Below are 19,207 nucleotides of genomic sequence, written 5' to 3'. Positions count from 1 at the left end.
GTCTGGTCCTCAGTTGGATTCTCTATTCACCGAATTCATCAGGAATTTCCCGATCAGGTCTTCCAGCACCAGCGCCGACTGGGTGTCGTGGATGGTGCTGCCATCCTTCAGGAGCGCGTCGTCGCCGCCGACGCTGAGACCGATGTACTTCTCGCCCAGCAGGCCGGCGGTGAGGATCGAGGCGGTGGAGTCGGCCGGCAGGTTGTCGACGCTGCTGTCGAGCTCCATGGTCACCCGCCCGGTGTAGCTGTCGCGGTCGAGATCGATGGCGGTGACCTTGCCGATGGTCACACCGGCCATGGTCACCTTAGCTCTGACAGTCAAACCGGCGATATTGTCGAAATTGGCGTACAGCTTGTAGGTGTCCTTGGTGGCGTCCACGGTCAGCCCGCTGACCCGCAGCGCCAGCAGCAGCAACGCCAGCAGTCCGGCCAGCAGGAACAGGCCGACACCGATTTCCAGGGTGCGGATTCGCATCAGTAATCTCCAAACATCAAGGCGGTCAGGATGAAGTCCAGGCCCAGCACGGCCAGCGAGGCATAGACCACGGTTCTTGTCGTTGCACGGCTGATCCCTTCCGAGGTCGGTTCGCAGTCATAACCCTGGAACACGGCGATCCAGGTCACCACCCAGGCGAACACCAGGCTCTTGATCACGCCATTGAGCACGTCGTCGTAGAAGGACACGCTGTTCTGCATGTTGGCCCAGTACGAGCCCTCGTACACCCCCAGCCAGTCGATCGCCACCATGGCGCCGCCCCAGATGCCGACCACGCAGAAGATCAGGGTCAGCAACGGCAGGGAGATGAAGCCCGCCCACAGGCGCGGGGCGATGATGTACTTGAGCGGGTCGACGCCGATCATCGACAGGCTGGACAGTTGCTCGGTGGACTTCATGTTACCGATCTCGGCGGTCAGCGCCGAGCCGGCGCGCCCGGCGAACAGCAACGCGGTGACCACCGGCCCCAGTTCGCGCAGCAGGGTCAGGGCGACCATCTGCCCCACGGCCTGCTCGGAACCGTAGTCCTTGAGGATGTTGTAGCCCTGCAGGGCGAGCACCATGCCGATGAAGATGCCGGAGACCACGATGATCACCAGTGACAGCACGCCGACCGCGTAGAGCTGCTTGAGCAGCAGTTGCAGGCCGCCACCCAGGCTGCCGCGGCCGAACAGCGCGCGCATCAGGAAGATGGTCGACTTGCCCAGCGAAGCGACCACGTCGATGCCGGAGCCGCCGAGCAGGCGGATTCGCTCGAGGATGGATTTCTTGCGCATCAGCGCGCCCCCAGGAGATCGTCGCGGTAGTCCGGCGCCGGATAGTGGAACGGCACCGGACCATCCGCCAGGCCCTTCATGAACTGGCGGATGCGCGGGTTATCGGAGTTCATCAGCTCGTCCGGCGTGCCCTGGCCGAGCACCTGCGAATCGCCGACTACATATAAGTAGTCGGCGATGCTGGCGGTCTCCACCAGGTCGTGGGAGACCACGATGCTGGTGATGCCGAGCGCGTCGTTGAGCAGGCGGATCAGGCGCACCAGCACGCCCATGGCGATCGGGTCCTGGCCGACGAAAGGCTCGTCGTACATGAGGATCTGCGGATCGAGCGCGATCGCCCGGGCCAGCGCGACCCGGCGCTTCATGCCGCCGGACAGCTCGTCCGGCATCAGTTCGATGGCACCGCGCAGGCCGACCGCTTCCAGCTTCAGCAACACGATGTCACGAATCATTTCTTCCGGCAGCTTGGTATGCACCCGCAGCGGGAAGGCGACGTTCTCGAAAACATCCAGATCGGTGAACAGCGCGCCGCTCTGGAACAGCACGCCCATCTGCTTGCGCATGTCGAACAGCGCACTGCGCGACAGCGTCGGCAGGTTCTGGCCATTGACCCAGATCTCGCCCTTGGCCGGGCGCAACTGGGCGCCGATCAGACGCAGAAGAGTAGTCTTGCCGCACCCGGAAGGCCCCATGATACCGGTGACCTTGCCGCGCGGAATGCGAATGTCGACGTTATTGAAGATGCTGCGCGTACCGCGATAGAAGGAAACACCCTTCAGCTCCACGGCATAGGCGTTATCGGCGCTCATCAGGACTCCTTGCGATGCAGCCTTCCCATACAGACGCCCACGGCCACCCGGAGGGCACCCTGGGGTCCATAATGGTCCGAAAGAGCCGCGCACTATAGCATCGTGCCAGACGACGCCCAAGCGCACCGGCCGACGACGACAGGCTCCAGGTGAGCGATCCCGCCTTTGTCGGTATAATCTTGGGCTTTTCACCCGCCGAGCCTGCCGTACCCATGACCCGAGCCAGCGAACTCATCCAATCCGCACAACGCACCCTGCGCCTGGAAATAGAGGCGGTGCAGGATCTGTTGCCACGTATCGGCGACACTTTCGTGCGCGCCTGCGAGCTGATCCTGGCCTGCAAGGGGCGCGTGGTGGTGGTCGGCATGGGCAAGTCCGGGCATATCGGCAAGAAGATCGCCGCGACCCTGGCCAGCACCGGCACCGCCGCCTTCTTCGTCCACCCGGCCGAAGCCAGCCACGGCGACATGGGCATGATCACCCGCGACGACGTGGTGCTGGCACTGTCGAACTCCGGCTCGACCGCCGAGATCGTCACCCTGCTGCCGCTGATCAAGCGCCTCGGCATCACCCTGATCAGCATGACCGGCAATCCCGAGTCGCCGCTGGCCAAGGCCGCCGAGGCCAACCTCGATGCCGCAGTGGCCCAGGAAGCCTGCCCGCTCAACCTGGCGCCGACCACCTCCACCACCGCCGCCCTGGTGCTCGGCGACGCCCTGGCCGTCGCCCTGATGGAGGCCCGTGGCTTCACCGCCGAACAGTTCGCCTTCTCGCACCCCGGTGGCGCCCTCGGCCGCCGCCTGCTGCTCAAGGTCGAGGATGTCATGCACGCCGGCGAGCAACTGCCCCGCGTACCGCGCGGCATCGCCCTCAAGGACGCCCTGCTGGAGATGACCCGCAAGGGCCTGGGCATGACCGCGGTGCTCGAGACGGACGGCCGCCTGGCCGGGATCTTCACCGACGGCGACCTCCGTCGCGCGCTGGACCGGGGCATCGACATCCGCAACGTCGACATCGACACGGTGATGACCCCGCACGGCAAGACCGCCCGCGCCGAAATGCTCGCCGCCGAGGCGCTGAAGATCATGGAAGACCACAAGATCAACGCCCTGGTGGTGGTCGACGGCGACGACCGCCCGGTCGGCGCCTTCAACCTGGGCGACCTGCTGCGCGCCGGAGTGATGTGATGAGCGAAGACCTGCTGCAACGCGCCAAGGCCGTGAAACTGGCGGTGTTCGATGTCGACGGCGTGCTCACCGACGGCAAGCTGTACTTCCTGCCCGACGGCAGCGAGTTCAAGACCTTCAACACCCTCGACGGCCACGGCATCAAGATGCTGATCCAGTCGGGCGTGCTGACCGCGATCATCACCGGGCGCAACTCGCCGGTGGTCGAGCGACGCGCCAGGAATCTCGGCATCCAGCACCTGTTCCAGAGCCGCGAGGACAAACTGGAAGCGCTCGACGAGCTGCTCGCCCAACTGGGCCTGGAGCGCCACCAGGTCGCCTACCTGGGCGACGACCTGCCAGACCTGCCGGCGATCCGCCGGGTCGGCCTGGGCATGGCGGTCGCCAGCGCCGACCCGTTCGTTCGCGAGCATGCCCACGGCGTCACCCGGGCACGCGGCGGCGAAGGCGCGGCCCGCGAATTCTGTGAACTGATCCTGCGTGCCCAGGGTCATTTGCAGGCCGCCCAGTCCGCCTATCTCTGAGACCCCGAGCATGCTGCGCAAACTGCTGCTGACCCTCTCCTTCGTCGCCGGCGCCCTGCTGCTGGCCGCCCTCGGCTACTGGAACATCGCCCCGGAAAGCGACCAGGCGCCGCTCGCCGAGACCGAGAACGCCGTCGACTTCTACGTGAGCAACGCCCGCACCGTGCAATACCAGCCCGACGGGAAACTGCAGTACGAGATGACCGGCGCCAAGGCCGAGCACTTCAAGTCCAGCGAGGTCACCCTGGTGACCGATCCCGACCTGCACCTCTATCGCGGCACCGAATACCCCTGGCACGTGCGCAGCAAGCAGGCCGAAGTCTCGCCGGACGGCCAGCGGGTCGAACTGATCGACGACGTGCGCATCGCCCGTACCGACGCGAAGAATCGCCCGACCGTGATCACCTCCAGCCGCATGACCGTCTTCCCCGAGGAAGAATATGCGCAGACCGAGCAAGCCGTTAGAATCGAGGCCGCCAACGGGGTGACCACCGCCAACGGAATGAAAGCGTATTTGAAAGACAGCCGGATACACCTGCTGTCCACCGTAAGAGGCCAGCATGAGGTTCGCTAAAAACTTCACCTTCAGGGCACTCCCCCTGCTCGTCGGCCTGGGCGCCGCCCTCGCCGGCAGTGCCGCATGGGCCCTGCCGACCGACCGCGACCAGCCGATCCGGGTCCAGGCCGACAGCGCCGAGCTCGACGACAGGCAAGGCGTCGCCGTCTACCGCGGCGACGTGGTGATCACCCAGGGCAGCATGAAGATCACCGGCGACACGGTGACCATCACCCAGAACGCCCAGGGCGACATCGAAGTCTTCACCTCGGTGGGCAAACCCGCCTACTACGAGCAGAAGCCGGCAGTCGACAAGGAAATCGTCCAGGCCTACGGCCTGACCATCCAGTACTTCGCCGCCAAGGATCGCATCGTGCTGATCGACCAGGCCAAGGTGGTCCAGGAAGGCAACACCTTCGAAGGCGAGAAGATCGTCTATGACACCCAGCGCCAGATCGTCAACGCCGGCCGCGCCACGGGCACCAACGTGACCACGCCGCGCCCGCGCATCGACATGGTGATCCAGCCCAAGAAGAAACCCGCCGACCAGCAGGCACCCCAATAATGGCCATCCTGAAAGCCCAGCACCTGGCGAAAAGCTACAAAGGCCGCCAGGTCGTGCGCGACGTCAGCCTGTCCATCGAAAGCGGACAGATCGTCGGCCTGCTCGGCCCCAACGGCGCCGGCAAGACCACCTGCTTCTACATGATCGTCGGCCTGGTGCGCGCCGACCAGGGCCGCGTGCTGATCGACCAGCAGGACGTCACCCACCAGCCCATGCACGGCCGCGCCCGCGCCGGCATCGGCTACCTGCCGCAGGAAGCCTCGATCTTCCGCAAGCTGTCGGTCGCCGACAACATCATGGCGATCCTCGAGACCCGCAAGGAACTCGACCGGGCCGGACGGCGCAAGGAGCTGGAAAGCCTGCTGCAGGAATTCCACATCAGCCACATCCGCGACAACCTCGGCATGAGCCTGTCCGGCGGCGAACGGCGCCGCGTGGAGATCGCCCGCGCGCTGGCCACCGCGCCGAAGTTCATCCTCCTCGACGAACCCTTCGCCGGCGTCGACCCCATTTCGGTGGGCGACATCAAGCAGATCATCCACCACCTCAAGGCCAAGGGTATCGGCGTACTGATCACCGATCACAACGTGCGCGAGACCCTGGACATCTGCGAGACCGCCTACATCGTCAACGACGGCCAACTGATCGCAGAGGGCGACGCCGAGACCATCCTCGCCAACCAACTGGTGAAAGAGGTCTACCTGGGTCACGAGTTCCGCTTGTAGCACTCGACGATTTGTAACAAACGGCTTGCAGCGGCTGGAAAAAACCCTCAAGGTCGGGCATATAATTTGCTTAACGAGGCGTCTCCAGCGCCTGTTCCAAATCTCGCGCAGCAAGGCCAGGCGAAAGCGTTCCCACGCCGCATGGCCGACGCTCGGCGGATCCGGAACGGGCCCCAAGCGCCCTGATGATTGTGGATGGCGCCCATGCGCCGGCGAACAAGGTCTTAGCCCCCTGCCATGAAACCATCGCTAGTCCTCAAGATGGGCCAGCAACTGACGATGACACCGCAGTTGCAACAGGCCATCCGTCTTCTCCAACTGTCGACCCTGGACCTGCAGCAGGAAATCCAGGAGGCCCTGGAATCGAACCCGATGCTCGAACGCCAGGAAGACGGCGACGACTTCGACAACTCCGATCCGATGGCCGACGCCGCCGACAACCCCACGGCCAGCAGCGAAGCGAGCGACAGCTTCTCGGAAAGCACCTACCAGGACAGCCTGGGCAGCGCCGAGCCCCTCGACGAGGGCGACTGGAACGAACGGATTCCCAACGAGCTGCCGGTCGATACCGCCTGGGAAGACGTCTACCAGACCAGCGCCAGCAGCCTGCCCAGCAACGATGACGACGAGTGGGACTTCACCACCCGCACCTCCGTCGGCGAGAGCCTGCAAAGCCATCTGCTATGGCAGCTCAACCTGGTGCCGATGTCCGACAAGGACCGCCTGATCGCCGTCACCCTGATCGACTGCATCAATGACCAGGGCTACCTGGAAGAGCCCCTCGACGAACTGCTCGCCGCCTTCGACCCGGAACTGGATGTCGAGCTGGACGAGATCGAAGCGGTACTGCACCGCATCCAGCAGTTCGAACCGGCCGGCGTCGCCGCCCGCGACCTCAGCGAGTGCCTGCTCCTGCAACTGCGCCAGCTACCGGCGAACACGCCCTGGCTGGCGGAAGCCAAGCGCCTGGCCAGCGACTACCTCGACCTGCTCGGCAGCCGCGACTACAACCAGTTGCTGCGTCGCATGCGCCTCAAGGAAGACGAGCTGCGCCAGGTCATCGAGCTGATCCAGAGCCTCAACCCGCGCCCCGGCTCGCAGATCGAGTCGAGCGAGCCGGAATACGTGGTGCCCGACGTGATCGTGCGCAAGCACAACGATCGCTGGCTGGTGGAGCTGAACCAGGAAGCCATCCCGCGCCTGCGGGTCAATCCGCAGTACGCCGGTTTCGTGCGCCGCGCCGACAGCAGCGCCGACAACACCTTCATGCGCAACCAGTTGCAGGAAGCGCGCTGGTTCATCAAGAGCCTGCAGAGCCGCAACGAAACATTGATGAAGGTCGCCAGCCAGATCGTCGAGCACCAGCGCGGTTTCCTCGACTACGGCGAGGAGGCGATGAAGCCGCTGGTCCTGCACGACATCGCCGAAGCGGTAGGCATGCACGAGTCGACCATTTCCCGCGTCACCACGCAGAAATACATGCACACCCCGCGCGGCATCTACGAGCTGAAGTACTTCTTCTCCAGCCACGTCAGTACCTCCGAAGGCGGCGAATGTTCGTCCACGGCGATCCGCGCGATCATCAAGAAACTGGTCGCCGCCGAAAATGCGAAAAAGCCGTTGAGCGACAGCAAGATCGCTGGTTTACTGGAGGCACAGGGCATCCAAGTGGCCCGTCGCACAGTCGCCAAATACCGTGAATCCCTCGGCATCGCGCCTTCCAGCGAACGCAAGCGGCTGATGTGACGGAAAACATTGACCCACGCCAAAGTGTTCCGGTGACAGGCCCGTTAGCCTGTTCTTACACACGGCAAGTAAGGAGAAGCGGTATGCAAGTCAACATCAGTGGACATCAGCTCGATGTGACCGACGCCCTGCGCGACTACGTGGTCGAAAAACTCGGCCGACTGGAGCGCCACTTCGACAAGATCACCAACGTACAGGTGATCATGGAGGTCGAAAAACTCAAACAGAAGATCGAAGCCACCATGCATATCGCCGGTGGCGAAGTCCAGGCCAACGCCGAGCACGAAGACATGTACGCGGCAATCGACCTGCTCACCGACAAGCTCGACCGCCAACTCATCAAGCATAAGGAGAAGCAGCTCGGTCGCCTGCAGGGCGCCACGGCTCGCTAACCCCTCCCTTCACATGACCAGACTCGAAAACATCCTGACCCCCGGCCGTTCCCTGGTGAACGTGCCGGGCGGCAGCAAGAAGCGTGTACTCGAACAAATCGCCAACCTGATCGGGCGAGACCTGCCCGACCTCGACAGCCAGGACATCTTCGAAAGCCTGATCGCCCGCGAGAAGCTTGGCTCGACCGGCTTCGGCAACGGCATCGCCATCCCCCACTGCCGCCTGCCCGGCTGCATCGAGCCGATCAGCGCGCTGCTGCGCCTGGACGCCGCGGTGGACTTCGACGCCATCGACGGCGCACCGGTCGACCTGCTGTTCGTCCTGCTGGTGCCGGAAGCCGCCACCGACGCGCACCTCGAACTGCTCCGCCAGATCGCCAGCATGCTCGACCGCGCCGACGTGCGCGAACGCTTGCGCCAGGCCAACAGCAGCGAGCAACTCTACAAGGTCGTGGTCGACGTACAGAACCAGAACGCCGCCTGAGGAGTCCTCCGATGCGCCTGATCATCGTCAGCGGCCGCTCCGGCTCCGGCAAGAGCACCGCCCTCGATGTCCTGGAGGACAACGGCTTCTATTGCATCGACAACCTCCCGGCCGGCCTGCTGCCGGAACTGGCCGAGCGCGCCCTGCTGCATACCGAACTGCTCGAACCGCTGGTGGCCGTGTCCATCGACGCGCGCAACCTGCCCAGCCAGCTCAAGCGTTTCCCCGAACTGCTCGACGAGGTGCGCGCCCGGCACATCAACTGCGACGTGCTGTACCTCGACGCCGACGAGGAAACCCTGCTCAAGCGTTTCTCCGAAACACGCCGGCGCCATCCGCTGACCAACGAGACCCGTCCGCTGGCCGAAGCCATCCAGGACGAATCGACCCTGCTCGGGCCGATTGCCGATCTCGCCGACCTGAAGATCGACACCACCCATCTCAACCTCTACCAGTTGCGCGACACCATCAAGCTGCGCCTGCTCAACAAGCCCGAACCGGGGACCGCCTTCCTGGTCGAATCCTTCGGCTTCAAGCGCGGCATGCCCGTGGATGCCGATCTGGTGTTCGATGTACGCTGCCTGCCCAACCCCTACTGGAAGCCGGAACTGCGCGACCATTCGGGACTGGAGCAACCGGTGATCGACTACCTGGCCGCACAACCGGACGTCGAGGAGATGTACCAGGACATCCTCTCCTACCTGCATAAATGGCTACCGCGTTTCGCCGCCAGCAACCGCGCCTATGTGACGATCGCCATCGGCTGCACCGGCGGCCACCACCGCTCGGTCTACCTGGCCGAGCGCATCGGCCAGGCCCTCAAACTGCTTCTGAAGAACGTTCAGGTTCGCCACCGCGACCTCAGCTAAGGACCCACCGCGATGCCTGCCTGTGAAATCACCATCATCAACAAGCTCGGCCTGCATGCCCGGGCGGCCGCCAAGTTCGTCGGCGTCGCCGGGCGCTACCCCTGCCAGGTGCGCGTCGGCCGCAGCCCGGACAGCTACGTCGACGGCAAGAGCATCATGGCGGTGATGATGCTGGCCGCCGGCAAGGGCACCGACATCCACCTGCACACCGAAGGCGAACAGGAAGACGAAGCGCTCACCGCCCTGGTCGACCTGATCAACAACCGCTTCGACGAAGGTGAATAGGCTGAAGGCTGCGGGCTCCCCCCACAGCCTTCCAGCGCTCGGCCTTTCTGTAGGAGCGCGCCATGCGCGCGATTCGCGGCAATGCTATTTACTGGGAATCCAACGTAGGGTGCGCCGTGCGCATCGATCCGGGACCAACACCTATGTTTCCGGCGAAGCCCCCTCCTGCCAGCTCCAGGTAAACGGTGCGCACAGCGCACCCTACAAAAGCACATCGCTTTCTCGTCCAGCCTAAAGCTTTCCAGCGCTCTTATCGACTTTACCCCAACCCCGTATCCAGCCCCATCATCAGGCAGAAGCCGGCCAGCAGGCCGAGGCTGGCGACCATCGCGTGGGCGTTGCGCTGTGACTGCGGGATGATCTCGTGGATCACCGCGAACAGCATGGCGCCCGCCGCAAAGGCCAGTCCCCATGGCAGGAGCACGGTCGATACCCCGACCATCCAGGCGCAGATCACCGCGAACAGCGGCTCCACCAGCCCGGACGCGGCGCCGATCGCCACCGCCTTGAAGCGCCCCATCCCGGCACTCAGCAGCACCAGGGCGACGATCATGCCTTCCGGCACATCCTGCAGGGCGATGCCCAGCGCCAGGCGCTCCGAACCGCTGAGCGAAGCCCCTGTCGCCACGCCGACCGCCATGCCTTCCGGCACGTTGTGCAGGACGATGGCGACCACGAACAGGAGCACCCGCGCCATCCGCTCGTCATTGGGCGATACGCAGCCAGGCGACTGGACGGGCAGCCAGCGACCGCAGGCGAACAGGACGCCAGCGCCGAGCATCAGGCCGCCGGCCACCAGCAGGCTCGCCTGCCAGGGGGCATAGCCCTGTCCACGCGCACTCTCCAGCCCCGGCAGCAGCAGGGAGAACATCGTGGCGGCGAGCATCACCCCGCCGCCGAAGCCCAGCATCATGGCTTCGGTGCGCTGCGTGACGGAACGGATGAAGAGCACCGGCAGGGCTCCCAGCGCCGTGCCGAGCGCACACAGGAGCCCGCCTTGCAGCGCCTGCCAGATCACCGGATCGGCGCTCTGGGCATGGAACTCCACGATACGTTCGAACAACAGCACGGCGCCGAAGGCGAGCACCAGCAACCCGATGGCCTGGCGCAACAGGCGGATAGGAGGGGAATCGAAGGCCAACATGGGTTTCCTTTCGTCGATCGATTCGCGCGATGCGCGCCAGGGCCTGTTCACTCAAGCCTGCCCGAGAGCCTGTCGGTAGCGGAGCGCCACCTCGCTCCAGTCGATCACGTTGTAGAACGCACCGATGTATTCCGGCCGGCGGTTCTGGTAGCGCAGGTAGTAGGCGTGCTCCCAGACGTCCAGGCCCAGGATCGGCGTATTGCCCTGCATCAGCGGGCTGTCCTGGTTGCCGCTGCTTTCCACCACCAGCTTGCCCTGCGGGGTGACGCTGAGCCAGGCCCAGCCACTGCCGAAGCGGGTCAGCGCGGCCTGGGTGAAGGCTTCCTTGAAAGCCGCGAAACCGCCCAGTTCACGCGTGATCGCCTCGGCCAGCTCACCTTGCGGCTCACCGCCGCCGCTGGGCGACATCACCGTCCAGAACAGCGAATGGTTGGCATGCCCACCACCGTTGTTGATCACTGCGGTGCGCTTCTGCTCGGGCACTTCGTCGAGACGGCGCAACACCTCTTCCACCGGCAGCTCGCCCAGCGGATGGCCTTCCAGTGCCGCGTTGAGATTGTTGACGTAGGTCTGGTGATGCTTGCTGTGGTGGATTTCCATGGTCTGCGCATCGATGTGGGGCTCGAGCGCATCGTAGGCATAGGGCAACGCAGGCAATTGGTAGCTCATCGGTTCCGTCCTTCAATGGTAGTAGCGCAGCGCCGGCCGGGTATCCGCCAGCCGCCGTGGGGCGAGTGTCGCGAGCAAGGCTTCGGTGCGCGGGTAGGTGCCGTGCTCGGAAATGAAGCCGAGCAGCGCGGCATAGGTGTGGCGGCTATGCCGGCAGGCGGCTTCGCGCAGACCTTCGTCCAGGCGCAGGTCGGCCATGCTGCGCAGCAGGCGCTCGTGGCAGGCGCAGAGGTATTCCGCGCTCTCCTCCGGCTGGCCGAGACACAGGTGCAGGTCGGCCAGGTTGTGGTAGGAGACCACCAGCGCCGCCACCGCCTCGTCGGCGTTCGGCCAGCGATCGAACAGCGTCTGCGCCCAGGCCAGCGCCTGCAGGTACAGCTCGCGGGCCTCGACCCAGTCGCCGATCTGGAAGTGGCGGTTGCCCGTGCCGATCATGTCTTTCCAGTGCTCCATGAACGTACCTCCTCGCCCTGCGGGCGTCATGCGGGCCGGGAACGTCCCGGCCCGCCTCATGGGGATGTCAAAGGCCGCCGGCGGTGAGCTTCTCCGGATCGAGCAGACGCTCGAGCTGAGCTCGATCCAGATCGGTGTGCTCCAGCGCCACGTCGATGATCGGCCGTCCCTCGCGATAAGCCTGCTTGGCGATTTCCGCCGCCTTCAGGTAGCCGATCACCGGGTTCAGCGCGGTGACTAGGATCGGGTTGCGGCCCAGCGCCTCGCGCAGCTTGGAGTCGTTGACCTTGAAGGTGGCGATGGCGCGGTCGGCAAGCAGGCGGCTGGTGTTGCTCAGCAACTGGATGCTGCCCAGCAGGTTGTGCGCCAGCACCGGCAACATCACGTTCAGCTCGAAGTTGCCGGACTGCCCGGCGATGGCGATGGTGGCGTCGTTGCCGATCACCTGGGCGGCGGCCATGGCGGTGGCCTCGGGGATCACCGGGTTGACCTTGCCGGGCATGATCGACGAGCCGGGCTGCAACGCTTCCAGCTCGATCTCGGCGAGCCCCGCCAGAGGGCCGGAGTTCATCCAGCGCAGGTCGTTGGCGATCTTCATCAGCGATACCGCAGTGGTCTTCAAGAGACCGGACAGCGCCACGGCGGTGTCCTGCGAGCCGATCAGGGCGAAGAAGTTCTTGCCGGGCGTGAAGGTCTGCCCGGTCAGCGCATTGAGTTCCAGGCAGAAGCGTTCGGCGAAGCGTGGATGGGCGTTGACCCCGGTGCCCACCGCCGTACCGCCCTGGGCCAGGCTGCGCAGGCTGGGCAGCAGCGCCTGCAGGAGGCCGATGTTGGCCTGGATCTGCTCCGCCCAGCCATCCAGCACCTGGCTCATGCGCACCGGCATGGCGTCCATCAGGTGGGTGCGGCCGGTCTTCACGTAGGGCTGCACAGCCAGGGATTTCTCGCACAGGGTGTGCAACAGGTGGCCCAGCGCCGGCAGCAGTTGTTCGCTGACTTCCAGGGCGGCGCTGACGTGGATGGTAGTGGGGATGATGTCGTTGCTGCTCTGCCCGCAGTTGACGTGGTCGTTCGGGCTGACCTTCTCTCCGAGCAGATCGCTGGCCAGGGTGGCGATCACCTCGTTGGCGTTCATGTTGGTGCTGGTGCCGGAACCGGTCTGGAATACGTCCACCGGGAAATGCCGGATGAAGTCGCCCTCCAGCAATTGCTGGCAGGCACCGACGATGGCGTCGCCGATGGCCGGGCTGAGCTGTTCCAGGTCGACGTTGGCGCGCGCCGCGGCCGCCTTGGCGAGCAGCAGCGACCGGATGAACGGCGCCGGCATGCGCAGGCCGCTGACCGGGAAGTTGTCCACCGCGCGCTGCGTCTGCGCGCCGTACAGGGCGTCGGCCGGTACGGCCAGTTCACCCATGCTGTCGCGCTCGATACGGGTCTCAGTCATGTCGTTTTCCTTCCAGTTCCAGGTAAGGGAGAGAGGGGATCAGTTCGGTCAGCGCCAGTTGCCGGCCGAGCAGGCTCAATCGGTATCGCTGGGCCTCGCCACGAGCCAGGCGTTCCAGGTCGCGCAGCGGGCGATAGGCGTGGTCGAGGCACAGGCAGCGCCAGTGCCAGGGCAGGCTGTAGTCGTGGGCGGTATCCAGCAGCAGGCGGAAGGCGGCTTCGGCGGCACGCCAGGGGGAAATCCGGCCGAGCCCCACCATCACCTGGGTTTCCGCCATGAATTGGTCGATCAGTTGCGGATCGTCGGCGGCCAGGGCACAGCGGATCTTGGTCTTCAGCCAGTGCCAGTTGTCGAGGGATACGGTCTGGCGCCAGGGAGTCTTCATGAATGCGACTTCGCTATTGATAATCAATATCAACAGATACTAATTATCAAACCCATGACAAGCAACCGCAGGGACCATGAAAAAAGGGGCTGCCGGACAAGCCGGGCAGCCCCTCATGGAAGTGCCGGGGGAGGTCAGCGGGCGGGCAGGAGATTCAGTTCGTCCGCCTCGTCGATGGACTTGCGCTCCTCGCGCAGCCATTCACGCAACTGCTGCGCATCGGCGCCGGCAACCCGCGCCACGTCCTCGCGCAACCAGGCGACATCCTCACGCAGCAACTCGGTCCGCTCGCGAACCAGGCGCCTAACGATCTTCGGGCTCACCGCCTGCATCGGCTCGATGGCGAAGCGCTCGCGGAACAGTTGCTCCTCGTTCAGCACTTCGTCCTCGATCTCCGCCAGTTGCTCGTCGAGTACATGGATGAAGTGGCGAAGTTTTTCTTCCGGCAGGTCGGCGAGGTGGCCGGGCCGGATCTGCTCAAGTTCGAGCTGCAACTCCAGCAGTTCGAGCAGGTTGCCGTGTTCGTAGGCTTGGTTGACCCGCTGCATCAGCGCGGTCTTGCGCTCGCGCTCGGCATCGTCCTGCTCGCGGTCCGGGTGCAGCGGGCCGGCCAGCTTGCGATAGACCTCGCGCACGGTGCGGCTGGCCTGGCGAGAGCGCTCCTCGGCGCGAACGTCGCGCGGGCGCCCGGACTCCGGTCCGTCAGCTTCGGGCGCCTCCTCGTCCAGCCCCATCTCGGCACGCAACAGGCTGGCCGTCTCGCGCTCCAGGGTGGCGAAATCGATCTCGCTGTGACGATCGAACAGCGACTTCAGCGCCTCGTCGTCATCGCTGCCCAGCAGTCGCGGCACCAGTTCGACGATCACCTCGTCGAGCGTGGCCCGTTCGTCGTCGGCCAGCTCGACCTGCTCAGCGGCCCGGTCGAGCAGTTCGACCAGTTCGACGTTGAGCGCGGCTTCCTCATCCAGCAGCGGCAAGAACTCTTCGCCCCAACGCTGTTCGTAATCGACCACCACGACCTGCCAGGCCTCCAGCAGCTCGCGCTTCTGCTCGATCTTCTCGACCAGCGCGTTGAACTTGCGCTGGCTGCCGGTGATCGGCTTGCCGACCGCCGGCACGGCCCGCAGCGCCGGCCTCTTCTTCGCCATGCTCAGCTCCCCGCCACGGTCATCCGCTCGATCAGCACCGAGCCGGTATGAACGTTGCCGCGCCGCTCGAGATCGCTGCCGATCGCGACGATCTGCCGGAACATGTCGCGCAGGTTGCCGGCGATGGTGACTTCCTGTACCGGGAACTGGATCTCTCCGTTCTCCACCCAATAGCCGGCCGCGCCGCGCGAGTAGTCGCCGGTGACTAGGTTGAGCCCCTGCCCCATCAGTTCGGTGACCAGCAGGCCACGCCCCATGCGCTTGAGCAGCGCGGCCTGGTCCTCGTCGCCATGGCTGACGAACAGGTTGTGCACGCCGCCGGCGTTGGCAGTGCTGGGCAGCCCCAGCTTGCGCCCGGAGTAGGTGCCGAGCAGGTAGGAGGCGAGCACGCCGTCCTCGACGAAGTGCTTGGCGTAGGTGGCCAGGCCGTCTCCGTCGAAGCTGGCGCTGGCCAGGGCGCGCGGGATGTGCGGGCGCTCGTCGATGGACAGCCAGGTCGGGAACAGGGTCTGCCCCAGGCTGCCTTCGAGGAAGGAGGAATGGCGGTACAGGTTGCCGCCGGAGATCGCCGCCAGGAAGTGGCTGAACAGACCGCCGGCCAGCTCGGCGCTGAACAGCACCGGTACTTCGCAGGTCGGCACCGGCCGCGCGCCGAGGCGCCGCACGGTGCGCTCGGCGGCGCGCCGGCCGATGCTCGCCGGGTCGGCCAGCTCTTCGCCGATGCGGTTGACGTCGTACCAGTAGTCGCGCTGCATCTGCGCCTCGTTGCCGGCGATCATCACGCAGCTCAGGCTGTGCCGGGTGCTGGCATAGCCGCCGACGAAACCATGGCTGTTGCCGTACACGCGGCAGCCGCGATAGGTGTTCAGCGAGGTGCCGTCGGCCTTGCTGATCCGCTTGTCGGCGGCGAAGGCCGCGGCCTCGCATTCCAGGGCCAGCTCGATGGCCCGTTCGGGAGCGATGTCCCAGGGATGGTAGAGATCGAGGTCCGGCAGTTCGCGGGCCATCAGCTCGGCGTCGGCGAGCCCCGCGCATTCGTCCTCGGAAGTGTGCCTGGCGATCGCCAGTGCGGCGGCGACGGTTTCGCGGATCGCGTCGGCGCCGGTCGCCGAAGTGCTCGCCGAGCCCTTGCGCTGTCCCACGTAGAGGGTGATGCCGAAGCCCTGGTCGCGGTTGAACTCGACCGTCTCCACCTCGCCCTCGCGCACCGTGGTGGACAGCCCCTGGTCCACCGAGACCGACACCTCGCAGGCACTGGCGCCCTGGCGGCGGGCCTCGGCGACGATCTGCTCGACCTGCTCCTGCAGTTGCGGCAGCACCTGCGGGCCGACACCTTCGATTGCACTCATACTGCACTCCACTTCGCGTATCCGTTTTCAGCCGAGACCACCGGTCCCGGACTGGTTATCATGGCGGCGTTTCCCTTTGGACCCACCCCATGTCTGACTATTCCGACGACGCCTTCTCCGGAGAGAAGAGCAAATCCCAGGTCAAGCGCGAGCTGCATGCCCTGCAGGAACTCGGTGAGCGCCTGACCACCCTCAAGCCCGACCTCATCGCCAGGCTGCCGCTGACCGAGGCGCTGCAACGCGCCCTGGCCGAAGCGCCGAAGCACACCGCCCACGCCGCGCGCAAACGGCACATCCAGTTCATCGGCAAGCTGATGCGCGACCAGGACATCGAGGCGATCCTCGCCCTGGTCGACCAGCTTGACAGCTCCACCCGCGAGTACAACGAGCGCTTCCATGCCCTCGAACGCTGGCGCGACCGGCTGGTGGCCGGTGGCGACGAGGCGTTGGAGCAGTTCGTCGCCGATTACCCGGAGACCGACCGCCAGCACCTGCGCGGCCTGATCCGCCATGCCCAGCACGAGGCGGCGCGGAACAAACCGCCGAGCGCCGCGCGCAAGATCTTCAAGTACATCCGCGAACTGGACGAAACCAAACGCGGCCTGAAATAACCGCAACCGTAGGATGGGTGAAACCCATCAATTGGCTACAAGCTTCAAGCTGCAAGCATCAAGAGAAAAGCCACTTGCAGCTTGCCGCTCGGAGGCACTGGCGCTCACGCGCCGGTGCCGCCGACCGTGATCGCATCGATCTTCAGAGTCGGCTGGCCGACGCCCACCGGTACCGACTGGCCGTCCTTGCCGCAGGTACCGACGCCGCTGTCCAGGGCTAGGTCGTTGCCGACCATGGACACCCGGCTCATCGCCTCCGGGCCGTTGCCGATCAGCGTGGCGCCCTTGACCGGCGCGGTGATCCTGCCGTCCTCGATCAGGTAGGCCTCGCTGGTGGAGAACACGAACTTGCCGCTGGTGATGTCCACCTGGCCGCCGCCGAGGTTGGCGCAGTAGATGCCCTTCTTCACCGAACGGATGATCTCTTCCGGGTCGCTTTCGCCGGCCAGCATGTAGGTGTTGGTCATGCGCGGCATCGGCAGGTGCGCGTAGGACTCGCGGCGGCCGTTGCCGGTGCGCGCCACGCCCATCAGGCGGGCGTTCAGCTTGTCCTGCATGTAGCCCTTGAGCACGCCGTTCTCGATCAGCGTGGTGCACTGGGTCGGCGTGCCTTCGTCATCGACGCTCAGCGAACCACGGCGGTCGGCCAGGGTGCCGTCGTCGACGATGGTGCACAGGCTCGATGCCACCTTCTCGCCGATACGGCCGCTGTAGGCCGAGCTGCCCTTGCGGTTGAAATCGCCTTCCAGGCCGTGGCCGACCGCCTCGTGGAGCAGCACACCGGACCAGCCGGCGCCCATCACCACCGGCAGGGTGCCGGCCGGTGCGGGCACCGCTTCCAGGTTGACCAGTGCCTGGCGCAGCGCCTCGCGGGCGTAGCCCATGGCGCGGTCTTCACTCAGGAAATAGCGATAGTCGGTACGTCCGCCACCACCCTGGCCACCGCGCTCGCGGCGGCCGTTCTGTTCGACGATGACGCTGACGTTGAAGCGCACCAGCGGACGGATGTCGGCCGCCAGGCCGCCGTCGCTGGCCGCCACCAGGATGTGTTCCCAACCGCCGGCGAGGCTGACGGTGACCTGCTTGATGCGCGGGTCCAGCGCACGGGTGGCGGCATCGACGCGCTTGAGCAGCTCGACCTTCTCGGCGCGACTGAGCACTTCCAGCGGATTGCCGGCGATGTACAGCGGCGACGCCTCGGCGCGCGTGAAGGCCTGCACGCGGCCCTGCTGGCCGGAACGGGCGATCGAGCGGGCGGCGTGGGCGGCGGCGGTCAGCGCCTCGCCGTTGATCGCGTTGCTGTAGGCGAAGCCGGTCTTCTCGCCGGACTGGGCACGCACGCCGACGCCCTGGTCGAGGTGGAAACTGCCGTCCTTGACGATGCCGTCCTCCAGCACCCAGGTCTCCGAGACGTGGCGCTGGAAATACAGGTCGGCGGCATCGATGCCCGGACCGGCCAGTTCGCCGAGCAACGCAGGCAGCGCCTCGACGCTCAATTCACCGGGGGCCAGCAACTGCTCGCTGACGGATAACAACAGATCGCTCATAACTACTCCACACCTGGCAGCCGAGGTTCGGCTGCGGAGAAAAATCGTCGGTGGCCGGCCACCGGCATGCGTTGGCGGATCGCCGTCTGCTCGGCGGCATCGCGTTCGGCCAGCAGCATCGCTTCGCCACGGTCCCGCTCGGCGAGAACCTTGCCCCACGGGTCGACGATCATCGAATGACCGTGGGTTTCGCGCGGTCCGGGATGCATCCCGCCCTGCCCCGCCGCCAGCACATAGCACTGGGTCTCGATGGCCCGCGCGCGCACCAGCACCTCCCAATGCGCCGCGCCGGTCACCGCGGTGAACGCCGAGGGCGCGCTGATCAGTTCGGCACCGGCCTCGCGCAGCGCGCTGTACAGCTCGGGGAAGCGCAGGTCGTAGCAGACGCTGAGGCCCAGCCGGCCAACCGGAGTGTCCGCCACCACCACTCGCGTCCCGAAAGCATAATCGTCCGACTCACGGTAGCGGCCCCGGTTGTCGGCAACATCGACATCGAACAGATGAAGCTTGTCGTAGCGAGCCACCCGCTCGCCGTCCTCATCGACCAGCAGCGAGCAGGCATGCGCCTTGGCTTGCGGCTGGCCATCCGGCGGCAGCGGAATGGTGCCGGCGACTACCCATAACCTGAGGTCGCGCGCCGCCTGTTTCAACCAGGGCAGGATCGGCCCCTCGCCTTCCGCCTCGGCACGACCGAGCGCGGCAAGGTCACGGCGCCCCATGGCTGCGAAGTTTTCCGGCAGCACCACGAGGCGCGCGCCAGCGGCCGCCGCCTGTTCGAGCAGGCGACGGGCGGCAGCGAGATTGGCCAGGACATCGTCCTGGCTGACCATCTGGATCACTGCAAGTGACATGAAACGCTCCGCGGTGGTTCTGCGGCCATGCTACCGCAAGCGCCACGCCTGCGCTCGCGGGGAGAGTGGCGGCAGGTTTCGGGGAAAAGCCGGGCTGGAGGCTGGAGGCTGGAGGCTGGAGGCTGGAGGCTGGAGGCTGGAGGCTGGAGGCTGGAGGCTGGAGGCTGGAGGCTGGAGGCTGGAGGCTGGA

The 19,207-nt window shown here is 65.7% G+C and carries 23 protein-coding genes; 11 read left to right on the top strand and 12 right to left on the bottom strand.

Translation table 11 applies throughout. The annotated features are described in order from the left end of the window. Nucleotides 1-9: 9 nt before the first annotated feature. The 3 genes from mlaD to PSEWESI4_RS05345 are packed head-to-tail and all read right to left on the bottom strand — an operon-like array spanning nt 10 to nt 2,083. Nucleotides 10-477 (bottom strand): outer membrane lipid asymmetry maintenance protein MlaD, encoded by a 468-nt coding sequence (mlaD, locus tag PSEWESI4_RS05355; protein WP_187670156.1) that lies wholly within the window; start codon nt 475-477, stop codon nt 10-12. After that, complete coding sequence (gene mlaE, locus PSEWESI4_RS05350) at nt 477-1,274, bottom strand: lipid asymmetry maintenance ABC transporter permease subunit MlaE (RefSeq protein ID WP_187670155.1); 798 nt, start codon at nt 1,272-1,274, stop codon at nt 477-479. Before mlaE ends, mlaD begins: the two co-directional genes overlap by 1 nt. Then, complete coding sequence (locus PSEWESI4_RS05345) at nt 1,274-2,083, bottom strand: ATP-binding cassette domain-containing protein (protein ID WP_187670154.1); 810 nt, start codon at nt 2,081-2,083, stop codon at nt 1,274-1,276. Before PSEWESI4_RS05345 ends, mlaE begins: the two co-directional genes overlap by 1 nt. A gap of 212 nt (nt 2,084-2,295) precedes the next feature. On the opposite strand from PSEWESI4_RS05345, the gene PSEWESI4_RS05340 reads away from it, so the two are divergent. The 10 genes from PSEWESI4_RS05340 to PSEWESI4_RS05295 all read left to right on the top strand — a co-directional run bounded on the left by PSEWESI4_RS05340 (nt 2,296) and on the right by PSEWESI4_RS05295 (nt 9,416). After that, nucleotides 2,296-3,270 (top strand): KpsF/GutQ family sugar-phosphate isomerase, encoded by a 975-nt coding sequence (locus PSEWESI4_RS05340; RefSeq protein ID WP_187670153.1) that lies wholly within the window; start codon nt 2,296-2,298, stop codon nt 3,268-3,270. Continuing rightward, entirely contained in the window at nt 3,270-3,794 is a 525-nt protein-coding gene (locus PSEWESI4_RS05335; RefSeq protein ID WP_187670152.1) for a KdsC family phosphatase, read from the top strand. Before PSEWESI4_RS05340 ends, PSEWESI4_RS05335 begins: the two co-directional genes overlap by 1 nt. A 10-nt stretch (nt 3,795-3,804) precedes the next feature. Further along, a complete protein-coding gene (gene lptC, locus PSEWESI4_RS05330) occupies nt 3,805-4,368 on the top strand; it encodes an LPS export ABC transporter periplasmic protein LptC (RefSeq protein WP_187670151.1) in 564 nt (187 codons plus the stop codon). Beyond that, complete coding sequence (gene lptA, locus PSEWESI4_RS05325; RefSeq protein ID WP_187670150.1) at nt 4,355-4,915, top strand: lipopolysaccharide transport periplasmic protein LptA; 561 nt, start codon at nt 4,355-4,357, stop codon at nt 4,913-4,915. Before lptC ends, lptA begins: the two co-directional genes overlap by 14 nt. Beyond that, nucleotides 4,915-5,640 (top strand): LPS export ABC transporter ATP-binding protein, encoded by a 726-nt coding sequence (gene lptB / locus PSEWESI4_RS05320; protein WP_187670149.1) that lies wholly within the window; start codon nt 4,915-4,917, stop codon nt 5,638-5,640. Before lptA ends, lptB begins: the two co-directional genes overlap by 1 nt. Before the next feature lie 237 nt (nt 5,641-5,877). Further along, complete coding sequence (locus tag PSEWESI4_RS05315; protein WP_187670148.1) at nt 5,878-7,386, top strand: RNA polymerase factor sigma-54; 1,509 nt, start codon at nt 5,878-5,880, stop codon at nt 7,384-7,386. Between the two features lie 83 nt (nt 7,387-7,469). Continuing rightward, a complete protein-coding gene (gene hpf / locus PSEWESI4_RS05310) occupies nt 7,470-7,778 on the top strand; it encodes a ribosome hibernation-promoting factor, HPF/YfiA family (RefSeq protein ID WP_187670147.1) in 309 nt (102 codons plus the stop codon). Between the two features lie 13 nt (nt 7,779-7,791). Continuing rightward, nucleotides 7,792-8,262, top strand: a complete 471-nt coding sequence (gene ptsN / locus PSEWESI4_RS05305; protein WP_187670146.1) for a PTS IIA-like nitrogen regulatory protein PtsN — start codon at nt 7,792-7,794, stop codon at nt 8,260-8,262. Nucleotides 8,263-8,273: 11 nt separating this feature from the next. Continuing rightward, complete coding sequence (gene rapZ / locus PSEWESI4_RS05300; RefSeq protein WP_187670145.1) at nt 8,274-9,131, top strand: RNase adapter RapZ; 858 nt, start codon at nt 8,274-8,276, stop codon at nt 9,129-9,131. A gap of 12 nt (nt 9,132-9,143) precedes the next feature. After that, on the top strand, nt 9,144-9,416 hold the full coding sequence (locus tag PSEWESI4_RS05295) for an HPr family phosphocarrier protein (protein WP_187670144.1): 273 nt from the start codon (nt 9,144-9,146) through the stop codon (nt 9,414-9,416). Nucleotides 9,417-9,675: 259 nt separating this feature from the next. Here PSEWESI4_RS05295 and PSEWESI4_RS05290 read toward each other — a convergent pair whose 3' ends face one another. The 7 genes from PSEWESI4_RS05290 to pmbA form a co-directional block, all read right to left on the bottom strand. Then, nucleotides 9,676-10,560 carry a ZIP family metal transporter gene (locus PSEWESI4_RS05290; protein WP_187670143.1) on the bottom strand — a complete coding sequence of 295 codons (885 nt, stop codon included), beginning with the start codon at nt 10,558-10,560 and terminating at the stop codon, nt 9,676-9,678. A 51-nt stretch (nt 10,561-10,611) separates the two neighbouring features. Further along, complete coding sequence (locus PSEWESI4_RS05285) at nt 10,612-11,229, bottom strand: superoxide dismutase (protein ID WP_187670142.1); 618 nt, start codon at nt 11,227-11,229, stop codon at nt 10,612-10,614. A gap of 12 nt (nt 11,230-11,241) precedes the next feature. Then, entirely contained in the window at nt 11,242-11,682 is a 441-nt protein-coding gene (locus PSEWESI4_RS05280; protein WP_187670141.1) for a tetratricopeptide repeat protein, read from the bottom strand. Nucleotides 11,683-11,749: 67 nt separating this feature from the next. Continuing rightward, on the bottom strand, nt 11,750-13,126 hold the full coding sequence (locus PSEWESI4_RS05275; RefSeq protein WP_187670140.1) for a class II fumarate hydratase: 1,377 nt from the start codon (nt 13,124-13,126) through the stop codon (nt 11,750-11,752). After that, entirely contained in the window at nt 13,119-13,511 is a 393-nt protein-coding gene (locus PSEWESI4_RS05270; RefSeq protein WP_187670139.1) for a FagA protein, read from the bottom strand. The genes PSEWESI4_RS05275 and PSEWESI4_RS05270 overlap by 8 nt, the downstream gene beginning before the upstream one ends. Before the next feature lie 134 nt (nt 13,512-13,645). Beyond that, nucleotides 13,646-14,659 (bottom strand): hypothetical protein, encoded by a 1,014-nt coding sequence (locus PSEWESI4_RS05265; protein ID WP_187670138.1) that lies wholly within the window; start codon nt 14,657-14,659, stop codon nt 13,646-13,648. Between the two features lie 2 nt (nt 14,660-14,661). Further along, a complete protein-coding gene (gene pmbA, locus PSEWESI4_RS05260) occupies nt 14,662-16,008 on the bottom strand; it encodes a metalloprotease PmbA (protein WP_187670137.1) in 1,347 nt (448 codons plus the stop codon). Nucleotides 16,009-16,097: 89 nt separating this feature from the next. On the opposite strand from pmbA, the gene yjgA reads away from it, so the two are divergent. Next, nucleotides 16,098-16,619 (top strand): ribosome biogenesis factor YjgA, encoded by a 522-nt coding sequence (gene yjgA, locus PSEWESI4_RS05255; protein WP_187670136.1) that lies wholly within the window; start codon nt 16,098-16,100, stop codon nt 16,617-16,619. A gap of 104 nt (nt 16,620-16,723) precedes the next feature. On the opposite strand, the gene tldD is transcribed toward yjgA, so the two are convergent. Together tldD and PSEWESI4_RS05245 are read right to left on the bottom strand one after the other, a co-directional pair. Continuing rightward, nucleotides 16,724-18,166: a metalloprotease TldD gene (gene tldD, locus PSEWESI4_RS05250; RefSeq protein WP_187670135.1), complete on the bottom strand. Its 1,443-nt coding sequence runs from the start codon at nt 18,164-18,166 to the stop codon at nt 16,724-16,726. A 2-nt stretch (nt 18,167-18,168) separates the two neighbouring features. Then, on the bottom strand, nt 18,169-19,017 hold the full coding sequence (locus tag PSEWESI4_RS05245) for a carbon-nitrogen hydrolase family protein (protein WP_187670134.1): 849 nt from the start codon (nt 19,015-19,017) through the stop codon (nt 18,169-18,171). Nucleotides 19,018-19,207: the final 190 nt, after the last annotated feature.

The organism is Zestomonas carbonaria, assembly GCF_904061905.1.
In the GTDB taxonomy this organism is placed as follows: domain Bacteria; phylum Pseudomonadota; class Gammaproteobacteria; order Pseudomonadales; family Pseudomonadaceae; genus Aquipseudomonas; species Aquipseudomonas carbonaria.
Note: the sequence above shows the minus strand (reverse complement) of the source record. Positions and strands in the feature narration are given on the sequence as shown.

What these genes read in the sequence shown, in the direction of transcription:
- rapZ (WP_187670145.1), top strand. Translation starts at nt 8,274, where the DNA reads ATGCGCCTGATCATCGTCAGCGGCCGCTCCGGCTCCGGCAAGAGCACC.
- PSEWESI4_RS05295 (WP_187670144.1), top strand. Translation starts at nt 9,144, where the DNA reads ATGCCTGCCTGTGAAATCACCATCATCAACAAGCTCGGCCTGCATGCC.
- hpf (WP_187670147.1), top strand. Translation starts at nt 7,470, where the DNA reads ATGCAAGTCAACATCAGTGGACATCAGCTCGATGTGACCGACGCCCTG.
- PSEWESI4_RS05285 (WP_187670142.1), bottom strand. Translation starts at nt 11,229, where the DNA reads ATGAGCTACCAATTGCCTGCGTTGCCCTATGCCTACGATGCGCTCGAG.
- PSEWESI4_RS05270 (WP_187670139.1), bottom strand. Translation starts at nt 13,511, where the DNA reads ATGAAGACTCCCTGGCGCCAGACCGTATCCCTCGACAACTGGCACTGG.
- lptA (WP_187670150.1), top strand. Translation starts at nt 4,355, where the DNA reads ATGAGGTTCGCTAAAAACTTCACCTTCAGGGCACTCCCCCTGCTCGTC.
- PSEWESI4_RS05275 (WP_187670140.1), bottom strand. Translation starts at nt 13,126, where the DNA reads ATGACTGAGACCCGTATCGAGCGCGACAGCATGGGTGAACTGGCCGTA.
- PSEWESI4_RS05345 (WP_187670154.1), bottom strand. Translation starts at nt 2,083, where the DNA reads ATGAGCGCCGATAACGCCTATGCCGTGGAGCTGAAGGGTGTTTCCTTC.
- ptsN (WP_187670146.1), top strand. Translation starts at nt 7,792, where the DNA reads ATGACCAGACTCGAAAACATCCTGACCCCCGGCCGTTCCCTGGTGAAC.
- PSEWESI4_RS05335 (WP_187670152.1), top strand. Translation starts at nt 3,270, where the DNA reads ATGAGCGAAGACCTGCTGCAACGCGCCAAGGCCGTGAAACTGGCGGTG.
- mlaE (WP_187670155.1), bottom strand. Translation starts at nt 1,274, where the DNA reads ATGCGCAAGAAATCCATCCTCGAGCGAATCCGCCTGCTCGGCGGCTCC.
- PSEWESI4_RS05265 (WP_187670138.1), bottom strand. Translation starts at nt 14,659, where the DNA reads ATGGCGAAGAAGAGGCCGGCGCTGCGGGCCGTGCCGGCGGTCGGCAAG.
- PSEWESI4_RS05280 (WP_187670141.1), bottom strand. Translation starts at nt 11,682, where the DNA reads ATGGAGCACTGGAAAGACATGATCGGCACGGGCAACCGCCACTTCCAG.
- PSEWESI4_RS05315 (WP_187670148.1), top strand. Translation starts at nt 5,878, where the DNA reads ATGAAACCATCGCTAGTCCTCAAGATGGGCCAGCAACTGACGATGACA.
- yjgA (WP_187670136.1), top strand. Translation starts at nt 16,098, where the DNA reads ATGTCTGACTATTCCGACGACGCCTTCTCCGGAGAGAAGAGCAAATCC.
- mlaD (WP_187670156.1), bottom strand. Translation starts at nt 477, where the DNA reads ATGCGAATCCGCACCCTGGAAATCGGTGTCGGCCTGTTCCTGCTGGCC.
- pmbA (WP_187670137.1), bottom strand. Translation starts at nt 16,008, where the DNA reads ATGAGTGCAATCGAAGGTGTCGGCCCGCAGGTGCTGCCGCAACTGCAG.
- lptB (WP_187670149.1), top strand. Translation starts at nt 4,915, where the DNA reads ATGGCCATCCTGAAAGCCCAGCACCTGGCGAAAAGCTACAAAGGCCGC.
- PSEWESI4_RS05245 (WP_187670134.1), bottom strand. Translation starts at nt 19,017, where the DNA reads ATGTCACTTGCAGTGATCCAGATGGTCAGCCAGGACGATGTCCTGGCC.
- tldD (WP_187670135.1), bottom strand. Translation starts at nt 18,166, where the DNA reads ATGAGCGATCTGTTGTTATCCGTCAGCGAGCAGTTGCTGGCCCCCGGT.
- PSEWESI4_RS05290 (WP_187670143.1), bottom strand. Translation starts at nt 10,560, where the DNA reads ATGTTGGCCTTCGATTCCCCTCCTATCCGCCTGTTGCGCCAGGCCATC.
- PSEWESI4_RS05340 (WP_187670153.1), top strand. Translation starts at nt 2,296, where the DNA reads ATGACCCGAGCCAGCGAACTCATCCAATCCGCACAACGCACCCTGCGC.
- lptC (WP_187670151.1), top strand. Translation starts at nt 3,805, where the DNA reads ATGCTGCGCAAACTGCTGCTGACCCTCTCCTTCGTCGCCGGCGCCCTG.